The following is a 15,062-nucleotide window of genomic DNA, read 5'->3' as shown; positions in this document are numbered from 1 at the left end:
GGTTTGCCCGCTCCCGCACCCTTGGTTCAACCTTTGACGGCACCGACCGTTATGCCTTTGACAAAGTACTTTTGCATGAACGGATACAGCAGGACGATCGGCCCGGTGGACACGACGGTCAGCGCCAGCTTCAACGTCTCTTTGGGCAGCTCCACCGCGATCGGCGCCTTGATGATGCTCGCTGCCATCTCGACGTTCGACAGCACGCGATACAAGACGTACTGCAGCGGGAACAGCTTGTCATTCTCGATGAACAGCATGGGCGTCCACCAATCGTTCCAATATCCGAGCGCCGTGAACAGGCCGATGGTTGCCAGCGCAGGCTTCATCAGAGGCAGCACGATGCGCACGAACATCATGAAATCCCCGGCTCCGTCGATCTTGGCCGACTCCAGAATGGAATCGTGCAGCGAGCCTTGCATAAAGCTTCTGAGCATCAGAATGTAAACGACGCTGAACATGTGCACGAGCAGCAGCACGAGAAACGTATTTTTGAGATGCAGGTGGTTGTTGACCGTGATATAAAAAGAAGCGAGTCCGCCATTGAACAAGGTCGTGAAGTACAGGAAAAAGGATAGCTTGTTGCGATGCTTCACTTCTTTTCGGTACAGCACGTAGGCGGTCATCGCCGAGAAGAACAAGGCGACCACCGTTCCGATCATCGTCAGCGAGATCGTCATTGCGTAAGCGCGCAGGATCTCGTCGGGCTCCTTGAACACGAGGCTGTAGGCTTGCAGCGAGAAGTCTCTTGGAATCAGCGAGTAGCCCTCTCGAATAATGGAAGCCTCCGAGGAGAATGAGCTTGCCAGCAGGACGACGAAAGGCAGCAGCGTCACGATGCCTAAAAACCCAACGACCGTATAAGAGATCGCATTAAAAATTTTGATGTCCAGCGTATGCTTGATCTTCATGGCCATGCCTCCGAACGATCCGGTTGGTTTAAAATAGCGAGTATTCTTTGTTGTACAATTTCACTGCACCGTTTACGGCTAGAATGATGACGAAGCAAAGGACGGATTGATAGAAGCCTGCTGCCGAAGCGAGTCCGAAGTCAGGCGTCCCGACAAGCGACCGGAATACGAGCGTGTCCACGATGTCCGTCGCGTCCATCAGCATCGAGTTGTTCCCGATCAGTTGGTAGAACATATCGAATTCTCCGCGAAGCACTCTCCCCAGACCGAGAAGTACGAGGATGATCATCGTCGGCATGAGCAGCGGAATGGTGATGTAATAGATTTTTTTGAATACAGTCGCGCCGTCGATAACAGCCGCTTCGTAGCATTCCTGATCGATGCCCATGATGGCGGCCAAATACAGGATGCTGCCGAATCCGACCCATTTCCACACGTAGAAGATCGGCAGCAGGAAGTACCAGTACCTGGGGGATCCGTATATGTCGATGGGTTCGCCGCCGAACCACCCGATGACCGTGTTGACGACGCCGAACTCGTAATTAAACAGGTTGTAGACGAACGCCGCTACGATGACCCAGGAGACGAAGTACGGCAGCAGCATGAACGATTGCGCGGTTTTTTTGAACCACTTGCTCCGCATCTCGGCGATAAAAATCGCGACCGCGACCGAGAAGAACGTGTAACAGGCCAGAAATACGACATTGTAACCGATTGTATTTCTGGTGACGAGCCAGGCCTTCCCCGATTTGAAGAAGTAGGCGAAGTTGTCCCATCCGCTCCAGGCGCTTCCCCAGATTCCACCCGCGTAGTTGTAGTCTTTGAAGGCAATGATAATGCCCGCCATCGGAAAGTAGGAGAAGACCAAGAAATAAATCGCAATCGGCAAAAACATCATGTACAGTACTTTGTGCTTACGAATGTCATAAAGCGTTTTCAATTCATCCATCCTCTCCCGCCGCATTTGATAATGTAATCGTAAAGGGACGCGTCGAAGAAATATACGACATGAATTTGTGATTTGCTTGGTTATATTACGATGTTGCCGGACGCTCATTCTCTTGCAAGCGCCTGTCTGCTACACTGGATAAAAATGCAGTCTTTATCGCGCACGAGAGGAAGAGACGGGCATGATCAAAGCGCTCATCGTCGACGACGAGAAAAATACGCGGGACAGCTTGCGCGAATTCGTATCTTGGCGTGCAATGGGAGTCGGGTCGGTAGAGACCGCCAAAAACGGTCTGGCGGCACTTGAGATGGCGTTGCGGGAGATGCCGGACCTTCTGTTGACCGACATCCGTATGCCCAAAATGAACGGAATCGAGCTTGCGGCCAAGATCCGGGAGCTATCTCCCGACTGCCAGATTATTTTCCTGAGCGGGTATGCGGACAAAGAATATTTAAAAGAAGCGATTCATCTGAAAGCGGTCAGTTATATCGAGAAGCCGCTTGACGTAAAAGAGATCGAAGCCGTCATCATGAAAGCGATTACAGAAAGCAGAAGCCGACAAGCTTCCCGTCTCGCAGCGTCAAAGCGATTTTACCTAGGCTTCGAAAAACAGGTCGATAAAGCGCTCCTCGTCGATGCATCCGTCGGCGTTCGTCTCCGACAATACCTGCATGCCGACGACCGGGATAAAGCAATCGCGCTCGTGCGCGAAACCGCACAGGCGGCCGGTTATTCACAGGATCCCGATACGAATCGCGTAAAATCGTTGTTCTATCAAATGCTTCAAATCGTCGGCGACACGGCCAGAGATCTGGGCACCTCTCCAGGCCCCGATCACGACAGCCGCTCTCACCTGGCCTGGCAGCGGGTCGAAGCGGCCTGCACGCTCCTCGAGTTGGCCGACAGCGTTATTGAAGATATCGAGCGCCATTTCAGCGCCATTGCAGAAAAGGATTCGACCGGCCGGAAATTGTATCTCATCACCAACTATATCAGGGAGCATTATGCGGATCCGGCGCTCTCGACCCAGTCCATCGCTAATCATGTCCACTTCAGCCACACCTACCTGTGCGCCTTTTTCAAGAAACACGCCGGTACGACCGTTAATGCCTACATTACCGAAGTCCGCATGGAAAAAGCCAAGCAGCTGCTCAGGGAGGGCCGGCTGAAGCAATACGAGATCGCCCAGGCGCTCGGCTATACGGACGCCAATTACTTTACGACGCTGTTCAAGAAGCATACGGGCGTTACGCCTGCCAGGTATATGGAGAAGTACTATCTATGATCCGGCCCTGGATCGAGGGTATCGGCAACCTGAGCATTAAATACAAATTGTTTCTATCTTACCTGGGGCTTATCCTCATTCCTCTCGTCGTCTTTCTGCTTGTCAATACGTTCGTAACGGGGAAAGAAAATGAAAAGGAAATGATCTATTCGGCGCGCCAGGTGCTGAAGCAGACCAATTCCTATCTAGAATTCAAGACGAAGTCGGCCGTAAATACGCTGAACATGCTCGTGTTGAACGAGGATATCCAGGAATTGATTCAAGTGAACTCCGAGCGTTATGTTAACGATATCGGGCGGTGGATCATCGACGCGGATAAGCTAAACGCCCAGTTTCTGCTCGCCAAGAACAATCCGGATATCAGCTACGTGCGAATTTATATGAAGCAAGGGCTTGCCTCATTTGCGGAGAGCAATGAGCTTAAAGATTTGAGTCGATACGACGATGCCCCCTGGTTCAGCTTACTGAGCACGACGCATATCGAATGGTTCGACAAGCGCTACTTTAAGGAGACGGACGCCGGCGAAGACGATTTTATGCACGTGCTTCGCAATATCCCAAGCCATCTCGACCTCCACCAGAGCATCGGGGTCGCAGAGCTCGGCATTCCGCAATCACAGATCCAATTGATTCTGGATCAGACGATTTATACGCCCGATACGACCGCCGCCTTGATCAACAGCCGCAGCGAGATCGTCGGCACGGCCGGCACCGGGCAGAATCTCGGCATCTCCGATACCGCCCTATCCGTTCTGCCCGCCTTCGCAAAGGATAATCTGAGCAACGGCATCCTGAAAACGCTCGATTATAACGAGGAAAAGTGGCTGGTCGGCGCCCAGGAGGTCGAGGATTCGGACTGGACGCTGATGCTGATCACGCCCTACAGCGACATTATGAGCCTTAGCAACAAATCGAGGAAGCCGATGATCGCCGTGTTCCTGATCATTGCCATGATCGCGCTGCCATTGTCGTTCCTGGCGGCATCGTCGGCCGTCAAGCGAATCAAGGCGCTCATCCATCAGATGCGCAAGGTCGTACGCGGGAATTATGAGATGACGAGCATTCCGAGCAGCCAGGACGAGATCGGAGAGCTGGTCCGGAATTTTCAGCACATGCTGAGCACGATCGGAAGCAGCATTGACGAGCGATACCGCCTGGGAAAGGAGATCAAGACACTGGAGCTGAGAGCGCTGCAAGCGCAGATTAACCCTCATTTTCTGTACAATACGCTCGACTTGATCAACTGGATGTCGGTGAAGCATGCCGCGCCGGAGATCGGAGAGGTCGCGCGCGCCTTGTCCCGGTTCTACAAGCTCAGCCTGAGCAAAGGCGAGGACACGGTGACGATCCGCAGCGAGCTCGCGCATGTGCAAGCTTATGTGCAAATTCAAAATATGCGGTTCCAAGATGGTATCCGGCTGGATATCGACGTGCCCGATTCGCTGCTGGACCATCCAATCCTCAAAATCGCGCTGCAGCCGATCGTTGAAAACGCGATTATCCATGGCATCCTCGAAAAGGAGGACGAGACGGGAACGATCATGATCCGCGGCGAGCAAATCGCCGACCTTATCGTCCTCTATGTGCAGGATGACGGCGTCGGCATGAGCGAGGAGACGGCGGGCCGCATTCTATCCGGGGAAACGCCTGCTTCCCGCGAGTCGGGTTATGGCTTGAAGAACATCAACGAGCGATTGCAAATTCACTACGGCGATAAATACGGTCTTGCTTTTCAAAGCGCGCTCGGCGAAGGGACGACGGTCATCGTCCGACTACCCGCTGTGGAGAGTTAGTGTAAGGTGCTCGGTGTGTCTACTTCCTCGAGCTCGACCGGCGCATCCGGGCGGTGAAGAAGCAGGATGTCCAGGTAGTCAGTCTTCAGGCGCTTCAGAATGCCGTCGACCGAGTTCGGGATATGTTCCTTGGAAAGGTCGAACGCGCCCTTGCGGATGCCGCATTTGAACTGCAGAACGAACGCGCCTTGCATCCGCGGATGCAAGGCGCGTTTTCAAACGAAATTAAACTTTGAAGACGGGGAGGCGCGTACGGTGCCCCATGTCGTGGCGCCTTGGCTGCGGGCAGCTACCTTGCTTTATTCGCTGAACATCTTGGCGTAAACTAACAATCGCTTTAGAACGGCTGCTGCTTCGGCTCTGGAAGCAGGCGCTTCGGGTCTGAAGGTGCTCGACGCGTCCCCTTCCATGATCCCTGCGGCCGCGACGTCGGCTATATCAGCCCGTGCCCAGTACGCTATCGCCGCTTGGTCGGCGAATGGCGCACGAGACTGGTTTTGGTCCGTGCGTTCAACCGATTTTCCGGCATAGCCGGCCGCACGTTTCAGCACAACCGCCAATTCCTGCCTGGTTATCTGCGCATTGGGCCGGAAGCTCCCGTCCGGATCGCCGTTCATCAGACCGGCGTTCGCGGCCGATTGAACGGCGCTCTCGTACCACTTTCCTTGAATGCCTTTAAACGATGCCTGACCTGCCACGGCCTCCAGGGTCAGCGCTCTCATCAGTAAAGTCGCAAACTCAGCTCGCGTCACCGGTTTGTTGGGAGCGAAGCTTTGCTCCGATATTCCCTTGACCAGCAGCTTGTTGGCCATCGTTTCTACAGTCGTTTGGCTCCAGTGACCCTCCAGATCGGCAAAGCGCTTATTCGTTTGAACGAGCGCGTACGCGCTGTTGCCTTTTCTGAACAGATCGGCAACGACGTTTCCGTTCACGACACGAAGTAAAGTCGGTACCGGTAGCAGTTGTCCGGTTGCTTCATCCAGATATACGCCGGTCGTTTGGGAGGGATCGACGTCGAATTCGAGCTGGAAGGAGCGGTGGACATAGGCTGAGAAGCTGGATAGCCGTACGGACTTTCCGTCCGGCCTGACGGCAGTGACCTCGAATTCCACCGGATCGATCAATAGTTTGGAGCCAAGGTCCGCCGCGCCGATTTTCGCCAGATCCTTTTGCATGCCGCTTGCTTCGGTAATAGAGATTTTGATGACCGCTTGACTCGCATCGGCCCCGAGCAGCGCCAGCAGTCCGGGCGAAGACAACTCGCTTAACGGAAGCGAGTAGGTTATCTTGCCCGCTTGAAGCTCGAGTACGGCAGCCGAGTTTTGCTTGGCCCAGGCTTGAAGCAGCGCCAGGGGGGCTTGTACGGGACCGTCCGAAGAGACGACGATCCGGCCTGATTCAACCTGACCGCTGCCGTCCGCTGCGGTGATCGTGCGGGGAACCGCTGAATTTTCTGTTCCGTTGTTGGTTCCCTCATTGGGAGCGCTGTTCGAACGGACCTGAACGCTGATCTTTTTGTTCACCGTATGGAGCGTTGCGCGCAATTCGGGATCGAGCGTTTTGACGCTGACCAATTGGATTTCCGCGATGCCGGAGGCATTCGCCAGCAAAGTCAACGCGGCTAGTGTCTTCGTACCGTTTTCCCCGGCGGCTTGGCCGGACTTCGTCGATCCGTAGCGAAGGGTATGCCCTTCTTGGTGGTAAACCGATAATCCGTCGGGTAGGTAATCCTTCGTTTTCGATCGCTCGAATGTAGCGTTTGCGGGCAGTTCGAGCGTCAATTCATAAGCGTACAACCGGTCGAGGTTCACGCCGTCGATGGTAACGACGAAGCTATCGCCAACTTCCGCCGAAGCTTTATTTACGCGAATATCGAACGTGGTCGCTCCTTCTGCGGCGATCGCGTTCTGCAGCCCTGAGGCCGAACCTAACAAGCAAATGAAGAGTAGCAGGCCCGCTGCGCGCTTGTAAAAGCCGTTTTTCATTTGGGGTCCTCCAGAATCTCAATGGTTACCGTTCAACTTGGAAAGCAGCGCCCCCCGCAAGAGCAAGGAGGCGCCGCGTCAAAACGCCAGCAGTTACCCGATAATCCGGAAAGCGATGAACGCTAAATCTTCAATATCGACGACGCTGTCTCTAGTGATATCCGCAAGACTCGCTTCCGCCCAATCCGAGCTGGAAGAATCTTTTCCGTAATAGGTGGATACCCTTACGAAATCGGCAATATTAAAGATCGGGTTATCGTCCATATTGCCCGTCATCGCCGTAATCCGATGGGACTCGAATTCCGCGATCGCAGCAGACAGGTTCGTTCTCGCCGCTTGCACCTGTATCTCTGGCGCGTCAGCCTGATTAAACACCGCTTTAGCGGCATCGATGGCCGAGGACAGCACCGACTTCAACCCGGCCAGCACGGAGCCGAAGAAGGTACCGGTGATCGTCCCCGCGACAGCCTGGTCGCGAGTCGCTTCCGCTTGGGCGATTAACTCTCCTAGGGACGCTTTTTCCGAAATGCTGACCTGCGCCGTGCTGCCTGACAACGATTCGATCACGCCGGATTCCGAAGAAGCTGATCCGGCTGACGTCGTGAAGCTCGCCGCCCCTGCAGCCGCGTCCGCCTTCGCCAGGAAGCGGAGCGTCAGGAAGGGCACGTCTGCCGGAAGCATGCCGCTACCGATGCGTCCGGACAGAATGCGCAGCATGCCTGACGCTTCGTCGTTCGTTACGATCACCGCCTGCTGCTCATAATCCTTTGCATATCCGTTATAGGAAAACTTAGCCGGATCGTAGGACAGCGTCAGATCTATGCCAGCCGCCGGTTCGGACCGTTCCAGCGTGAGCCCGACGTCGAGCGGCTGACCCGGTGCTATCGCGCTTGCGCTCGGGCTCGCCTTGACGGTCGGTTCGGCGGCCGCATCGGTCTTGACCAAGCCGATCCAGTCCATGTTCATGGGACCTCTGATATTCCACATTTTGAGCTGTACCGGACCGGCAGGCAGAACTGTGCCCGAGTGAACGGTGAGGGCTTTCCAATATTCCGGCTGCGTCCCCCAATCAAATGTGGTCTCCGCTTCCGCCGTATAGAATTGGTCGCCTAGCTGAATGAGGCGCGTGGGGAGACCGCTGGTCGCTTCCCAAGCGGCGTATTTGACGACGAGATCGTAGGTGCCGGCCTCGGGAACGTCCAGATTCCACGTAATATTTTGACCGAGCGTCGCCCAGTTGCTGACGCCCTTGCCGCCCGACAGCCAAGGCCGCGAGCTGTATACGTTAAACGAGCCTCCATCGGTCTCTACGAAGCTCTCGGCTTCCGCGAACACATCCATGCCTTCCTTGACGGCGTCATAATCTTGCGTCGCGGTCGTTGGCGTGGTCTCGCCCGACCCTACGCTGCGCAGCTTCAAGGTGCCGGAAACATCAGGAAGAATAATACGGGCGTTCGCGCCCAAGAAGATGGTCGGCTGCGCCATCGTGAGCTTGTCGAAGTATAAGCCCGGCGGGGCCTCGAGAACCTTGTACAGACCAGCCGCGTTCGAGAGCGACCCCCAAGCGGCGCTGCCGCCTCGTCCGTCGCCATACACGGACAGCGTGACCGTCGACGCCTTGCCGTCAATCTCGATGGGATAGGAGATAGGAGCCATCGGAGCCGGCGCAGGGACATCGTCGAGAAGGAGGTGGTGTTGGCCGGGCTCGACATTCAGCGTTAAGGTGCTGCCTACCGAATCCCAGTGAACGCCACGCGCGTACACGGCTTCCGTGACGCTGCCGCCCTTCGGAAGACTGCGGTACTTTTCGTCGAGCACGGTCGTCACGTCCGATTTATGCAGGCTGACTTGGGCCTCTTGCGTACTTGTGATCGACAGCTCTTCACCGGAGAGCGCGACCGTCGCCGCCTGCGTGCTGCTGATCCTCGTCACTCCGTTCATGACCAATCGGGTACCGCCGACCAGTAGTATGGACTCTCCTTTTATCGTAGCCGCGATGCCGTCGAATTGCATGGTGCCGGTGTCTACGACGCCGCTTTGCGCGGTACGTACATAAACGTCCGTTCCGTCGGAGAAGTGCAGCTTTCTATAGGTGCCGTGATCCTCGGAGACAATATGCTGCGGCGTGGTGCCGACCTGATAGGGCACATAGGTAGAAACGATCGTCGCATACTCCGTTTTTGGCGTCGCAAACCCGCCATGAAGCCGTTTGACGTCCGCCCATTGAGATTTTGCAAGAGGCGGATGCTCAACGCCATCGGCGTCCAGATACTTGTCGGTGACGGGGATCGCCGTTAACCCCGGAGCGTATAGCTTCACGTCCAGAGCCGCTTTGTTTTGTACGATCGTGACCGCATTATTTTCCGCATCCTGCGTCATGCTTCGGTCGGCGTGAAGCCAGTATTCAAAGCTGGAGCCGCCTTGCGCGCGCGCATCCAGATTATCGACGATCACAAAGGCGCCAGGCTTCACGTAGATGACGCTTCGCTGAGCCAGATCAAGTCCGTTGTTGCTTGGATCCGTGTTGTAAGCCTGGGTAGCGTCTCCGACAGCCGCATCGAAGTCCTTATTCGACGCGAAACCCGTAATTTGACCGGAAGCTGTCATGTCAAAGACTTTTTGGCCTTTTTTGTTGTCGTACGTGATAGCGTTTTTGGCAAACGTCTGCCTGGTATAATTCCCGTTATGGTCGGAATTGTATGCGTCATAGAACCCGCCGTCAACGGTGAGGTCCTCTCCGAACGCTTTAATGACGAAAGCGTTCTGATCCGCATGCGTATGGTTGTAGCTGCCGTATTTGCTGGATTTAAAATAGAGCGATATTCGCTTCGGATCGAATAGACTGGAGTGCATCGCGACCAGGCCGATCTGATCGAAGTACTTGGCCGTCGGCAACTCGACAGGAGGGCGCGCCGGCAGGTTGACGTCTTCATACAGATAAGTAATGAAGTTGGTGAAGCTGTAATTGTATTGCTGCGCGTACCACTGCGCCACCTCGTTCTGCTGCATCATCGCGTTGCGCGTCGAGCTGGCGTGCACATAGCCGCGATCGATTCCGAGACCGCCCGAACCCTCGATGTTGTCTCCGAGTTCGCCGGTTTTCTGGCCGAAAGGCAGCGTGTAGAGGGGGTACAGGTACTCGTTGCGATTGAACGCCTTATCGTAAATGCTGAAACCGGTTGCAACATAAAGCGTGTCTACGAACCTCTTGTTGCTCATCGTAGACCACTGCCAGTAGCCGACGCCGTTGCCCCAACCGCCGTCCTCGCCGCCCCAGGTGGGCGCCAAGTTAATGTAGGCTGGAACGATCAGATTAAACCATTCTTGGGCATCGTCCGAGACGACCGTCCCGTTCACGCTAATGTCGTCGTGCAGCAAAGCCGTGGCGATCATTCCCAAATAGCCATACACGGTCCAGCCGTGAGAATCGTAGGGTGCGCTAGAGATCGGTTTACTGCCGTACAGGACATGGTTCGCAATCGTTGAGGCGCGATCATGGACCATCGTCAATACGGTTTCCCGCTCGGACTGGCTGAGGAGATCATAGATCCAGTCATAAGCCATCGCGCCGCTCAGCGCGATCTCTCGGTGAACCTGGTCGTTTCCGCCGGCATGGTTATCGTATTGGGTAGGGCCTTCCTTGGTTCTCCAGGTGGAGATGTGCAACAACCGTTCCTTGGCAAAGTTCCCGTACGCGGTATTGCCTGTAATCAGATAGACGAAGGCGGCGTTAATCATCGGCTCGGTTACCGCTGTCGTTTGATCGAGTATGTCGTCGTCTTTATCAGAGGAAGGCTCGCCTGGCATGGTGTGTTTTGTAAGGTCTACCAACGACTTAATCTGTTCGAACGTTTTTTTGCCGCCTTCATCTTTTCTAAGACGGAATTCGCTCAGCGTATCGGCAGTCGCCAGTACGCGAGGATGCGAAACAGGCACTTTCGCCATGAGTTCTGATACGGGAGGAACAGGGAAGGGCACGGAATCCGCGTCGATGCGGAACTTGCGGACATCGCTCCAGGCCGACCATCCTTCCGACTTATGAAACCGGACTCTCCAGAAGTAAGACTGACCGTCTTCGAAGGTGTAAGGGAAGTTATAGTAATTAAAAGTAATACCGTTTTTTTGGTAGGCGATGGACTGAAAGGCGCCGTCCGTCGATACCTGCAATTCGTAGGAATCGGCGTTATCGATAAAAGGCCAGCCAAAATCGGGCGGATTCTGGGTCGTGACGAGATCGTCAGCAGGCTGAAATGGCCTCATTAACGCCGGGTCCCGAACGATAGGCCACTCCAGTGATCCGACAGGAGGCGGCGTAAGCGTTGGGGTAGGCGAAGGCGTAAGGGGCGGTGTAGGGCTAGGCGAGGAGCCGGATATCGTCAGCGTCGCCTGATCGAAGTAAAGATCGGCCGTCCCGGCGGCTGAAGTTGACAATTCAACCTGGATATCGGTCGTCCCGGCGGGGGGGGCGGCAGTCAGCGTCAGCGTTTCCCAGCTGTCCGTGCCGGTTGATTGGGCTTCCACGAATGTTTGTCCGGCAGAGCCGATGAAATGAACGATCAGACTTGCGGTGCCGGACATCGCTTTCGCTTTGACCGACGCCGCATACGTCTTGCCGCTAACGATGGGCGTCGCCGCGCTTTTTACGCGATAAGCATCCGTCGTGGAAGAATCAAGCATGTGCAAAGATTTGTTGCCGTGAGCCGAATAAACGGCTCCAATCACGGTAGCGATGCTGGAGGACGCGCCATGATCCGTAGCGGTCCAGCCGTCGGGCCTGGTGCCGGTCACAGCTTCAAAGCTGGGGTTCAGGAGCAATTCGTTCGTCTTAAACGACGTATCGTCCACATAGATCGTGCCGACGTTATGGGAGCTGGGAACGACCAGAATTAATTGAATATCCACGGTATCCGCAGGCGGGGTCGCGCTAAGCTGAAGCGTTTGCCATTGTGTACCCGTACCTTTGCTGCTTGTGACAGTTTGCGTTGACGTATTGTCGGCTTTGAAGTAGCGAATGATCATGGAAACGCCGCCGGCTTCGACTCTAACTTTGGCGCTGGCGTTATAAGACGTTCCGGGCGAGTAGGGAATCTTTGAACTTTGAATGCCTGCTGCGGCGGCGGTGGATGTGTCTGTGAGCTTGGCGCTGTATGAACCTTCCGCTGCCTGGTCTGTGACCGCTTCGACGGTAATACCCGCAGGGGTGCCGCTCGCATACTTCGTCCAATTCGCCGGCATGCCGTCGGATACCTGCTCGAACCCTGGGTTCGCCACCAGTTCGGGTCCTAGGACAGCGCTGTCGACAGCCGCGCTTGCATGCGGATACGGGATCAAGTTTAGAAATAAACTTAACCCCATGATCATGACCATGAATGCTGAAACTCTGCTTTGCCGCGTACGTTTGATCAAATCGTTCGGCCTCCCTTATTCATTTCGTTGCCGTTTCTTGCAGCTAGCTTGTTCTTGCCAACTCCGATCCGACCTTCGCATCACCTCCATTCATGTACCGACCGCTTAGAACAGCGCACTGTCCTTGCGAACCCGTTTGACTGATTCGTTCGTGATCAGAATGATCGCGAAGCACAGCACGGACTGATACAAGCCCACTGCGGCGGCCATCCCGAACTCCTGCAGATCGAGCAGCGCGCGAAACGAGTACGTGTCGATGACGTCCGTCTTGTCGTATAGCGGCCCGTTGCCTCCGATTAACTGGTAAAACATGCCGAAGTCGCCTCTCGCTATCTGGCTGACCTTAAGCAGGAGCAGCACGACGATCGTCGGGACGATCGAAGGTACTGTGATGCGAAGGATGCGCTGATAGACGTTCGCGCCGTCGATCTTGGCCGCCTCGTACATCTCCTTGTCGATCCCGGCGATCGTCGCCAGATAGACGACGGTGCCGTACCCGACGGATTTCCACGCGCTGAAAAACACCAGGATATATGGCCACAGATCGGGATTGTTATAAAAATTGACCGGAGAGACGCCGATCGACTTGAGGAACGTGTTGATCGCGCCGAATTCGAAGTTGAACAAGTTGTATACGATCGCGCCGGCAACCACCCAGGAGATGAAGTACGGGAGGAAGATGACCGACTGCAAAAATTTCTTGAAATACTTGCCCGCCAGCTCGAAGAGGACGATGGCTATCGTGATCTCCAGCAGGTTGTTCACGATCATGAACGCCAAATTGTAAAGAACCGTATTTTTCGTCACGAGCCATGCCTTGCCTGATTGAAAGAAAAATTGAAAGTTGTCGAATCCGACCCAAGGGCTGCCGAAAATGCCGTTGGCATACGAATAACCCTTGAACGCCACGATCATGCCGGCCATCGGAAAATAGCAAAAAACGAAGAAGAACACCGCGGAAGGCAGGATCATCCAGTATAGCGTGCGGTTGTTGCGCAGGTCGCGCCATATTCTTTTGGGATGCAAGGTAATCTCCTCCAATCAAACGAAACGGGAGAGACGTCGGGCTTAGCGGCACCGCGTCTCTCCCGTCCTCTTAAGCTAGTTATTTTTGGCCCTGCAGGAATGCGTCGATTTGTTTTTGCGCTTCGGTCACGACCTTCTCGAGGCCGGCCTCCTTGTACTTGGCGTTCAGCGTATTCACCGCCGCGACGGGATCGTCCACGACCCCGAGCGTGATCGGCGTCCGGTACTGTTCCGCGACGTTTTTAAGCGCGGCCAGTTCGTTTTTCACATTTGTTGTATCGAATACGAAGTTGAGCAGCGGGTTCGTGACGGCGGTTTTGGCCCAGGTATCCTGGATCGCCTTGAACGCAGGCGGCTGATCTGCTTGCGGCTTGTACAGCGCAGCCGTTCTCCACCCCCACGGCGAGCCGGAGTCGACCTTGAAGCCGGACTCCGTGCCGCCGAGCGCCTGTACTTTGCCGTCGGCCGTCATTTCATAATGCGTGCCCGCGATGCCGTACGTCGTCAAGTTGAAGTAGGCTTCATTATTGCGCAGCAGATCAAGCGCCATGAGTGCGCGCTCGGGATTTTTCGAGTTGGCGTTAATGGACACGCCGTTACCGGTATACGGATTGACGAAGGTCGCCGCCCCGTTGTACAGGTCGAACAGCTCGGCCTTCCATTCCGGGTGGTTTTGATTGGCCGTCGCGATGCCGAGACTCATATCGAGCAGATTGCCGGCCATGGAGGCGCTCTTGCCGGCCAGGAACGAGTCTTTGATCGGCGTTTTGTTGAGCAGCGCATTTTTGGACCAGTAGCCTTTTTTGTTCCAATCGGCCATTTTCTTAGCGTATTCCATGTATTGCGGCGTCTGCGAGATGTCGATCAGCTTGCCGGACGTATCCTTCAGGTCGATCGAGACGCCCGAACTGCCGATGATCAGCTTGGGCGTGAACTCGGTATTGATGATCAGATCGCCGGTCGCATAAGTGCTAGCGCCTGCATCGAACGGGACCAGACCCGGCTCGTTTTTGGCGATCGCATCCAGATACTTCTCGAAGTCGTCGACCGTCTTCAGCTCCGCGATGCCATACTTTTCCCGCAGATCGCCTCGGACGCCGACGACGGTATGGGAGAATTCCTTGTACGAAGAAGGCACCATGTAAATCTTGTCCTTCACCTTCGCCTGCTCCCAAGCTTCCGGAGGCATCTCCTGCATCGTTTGCGGCATGTAGGTATTCAGCATCTCAGGGGTGAGCTCAAGGAAGGCCCCCTTGTCCGCTTGCGCTCCGTACTTGTTCCAATTGGCGGAGAAGACCAGGTCGAAGTCTTCGCCCGTCGCGAACAGCAGCGGGTATTTCTGGGCGTAATCCCCCCAAGACAGGAACATCGGCTCGATCGTGGCGTTGATGTCTTTCTTCATCAGCTTGTTGACCTCGTCGTACACGAGCCCGAGATCCTTGGGCGCGTCTCCGATCAGGTACATTTTGAGCTTTACTTCTTTGGACGTATCCGGTTTGTTCGCTTCCGGCGCCGCGCTCGCGCTTGGACTTGCGCTTGGGCTTGCGGATGGACTCCCGCTCTCGCTCGCCGTGGGCGAAGCCGAGGAATTGTTTCCCGAGTTGGACGAACAACCGGCTAGTACCGCCGCTGCCAGCCCAGCGGCCATTAGCGCTTTCGATCCTTTCATCATTGACGCACGCACCCCTTCAGATCCTATTGTTTATA

Annotated in this window: 8 protein-coding genes and 1 pseudogene; 2 read left to right on the top strand and 7 right to left on the bottom strand. The window is 55.3% G+C overall.

Annotated elements, in window-relative coordinates:
• Positions 1-26: 26 nt before the first annotated feature.
• Positions 27-911, bottom strand: coding sequence for a carbohydrate ABC transporter permease (locus BM235_RS26555; RefSeq protein ID WP_090117264.1), 885 nt, complete (start codon positions 909-911; stop codon positions 27-29).
• A 28-nt stretch (positions 912-939) separates the two neighbouring features.
• Positions 940-1,809, bottom strand: a complete 870-nt coding sequence (locus BM235_RS26550) for an ABC transporter permease (protein WP_369803560.1) — start codon at positions 1,807-1,809, stop codon at positions 940-942.
• Positions 1,810-2,041: 232 nt separating this feature from the next.
• Between BM235_RS26550 and BM235_RS26545 the strand changes: the two genes are divergently transcribed.
• Together BM235_RS26545 and BM235_RS26540 are read left to right on the top strand one after the other, a co-directional pair.
• The gene (locus BM235_RS26545) at positions 2,042-3,145 is read left to right on the top strand and encodes a response regulator transcription factor (protein WP_090117262.1); all 1,104 of its coding nucleotides are present in this window, start codon (positions 2,042-2,044) and stop codon (positions 3,143-3,145) included.
• Positions 3,142-4,938: a cache domain-containing sensor histidine kinase gene (locus tag BM235_RS26540; protein ID WP_090117261.1), complete on the top strand. Its 1,797-nt coding sequence runs from the start codon at positions 3,142-3,144 to the stop codon at positions 4,936-4,938. Before BM235_RS26545 ends, BM235_RS26540 begins: the two co-directional genes overlap by 4 nt.
• A gap of 20 nt (positions 4,939-4,958) precedes the next feature.
• Here the strand turns inward: BM235_RS26540 and BM235_RS26535 are convergent.
• The 5 genes and pseudogenes from BM235_RS26535 to BM235_RS26515 all read right to left on the bottom strand — a co-directional run.
• Positions 4,959-5,123: pseudogene (locus tag BM235_RS26535) on the bottom strand (aldo/keto reductase); the annotation flags it as partial.
• Positions 5,124-5,237: 114 nt separating this feature from the next.
• Complete coding sequence (locus BM235_RS26530) at positions 5,238-6,923, bottom strand: S-layer homology domain-containing protein (protein ID WP_090117260.1); 1,686 nt, start codon at positions 6,921-6,923, stop codon at positions 5,238-5,240.
• A gap of 93 nt (positions 6,924-7,016) precedes the next feature.
• Positions 7,017-12,329, bottom strand: a complete 5,313-nt coding sequence (locus BM235_RS26525) for a DUF4962 domain-containing protein (protein WP_090117259.1) — start codon at positions 12,327-12,329, stop codon at positions 7,017-7,019.
• A gap of 105 nt (positions 12,330-12,434) precedes the next feature.
• Positions 12,435-13,355: an ABC transporter permease gene (locus BM235_RS26520; protein ID WP_255374614.1), complete on the bottom strand. Its 921-nt coding sequence runs from the start codon at positions 13,353-13,355 to the stop codon at positions 12,435-12,437.
• A 79-nt stretch (positions 13,356-13,434) separates the two neighbouring features.
• Positions 13,435-15,027 (bottom strand): extracellular solute-binding protein, encoded by a 1,593-nt coding sequence (locus tag BM235_RS26515; RefSeq protein WP_090117258.1) that lies wholly within the window; start codon positions 15,025-15,027, stop codon positions 13,435-13,437.
• Positions 15,028-15,062: the final 35 nt, after the last annotated feature.

Origin of the sequence: Cohnella sp. OV330 (genome assembly GCF_900112065.1) — a bacterium.
Lineage (GTDB): Bacteria > Bacillota > Bacilli > Paenibacillales > Paenibacillaceae > Cohnella.
This window is presented reverse-complemented; position numbering and strand designations above follow the sequence as displayed.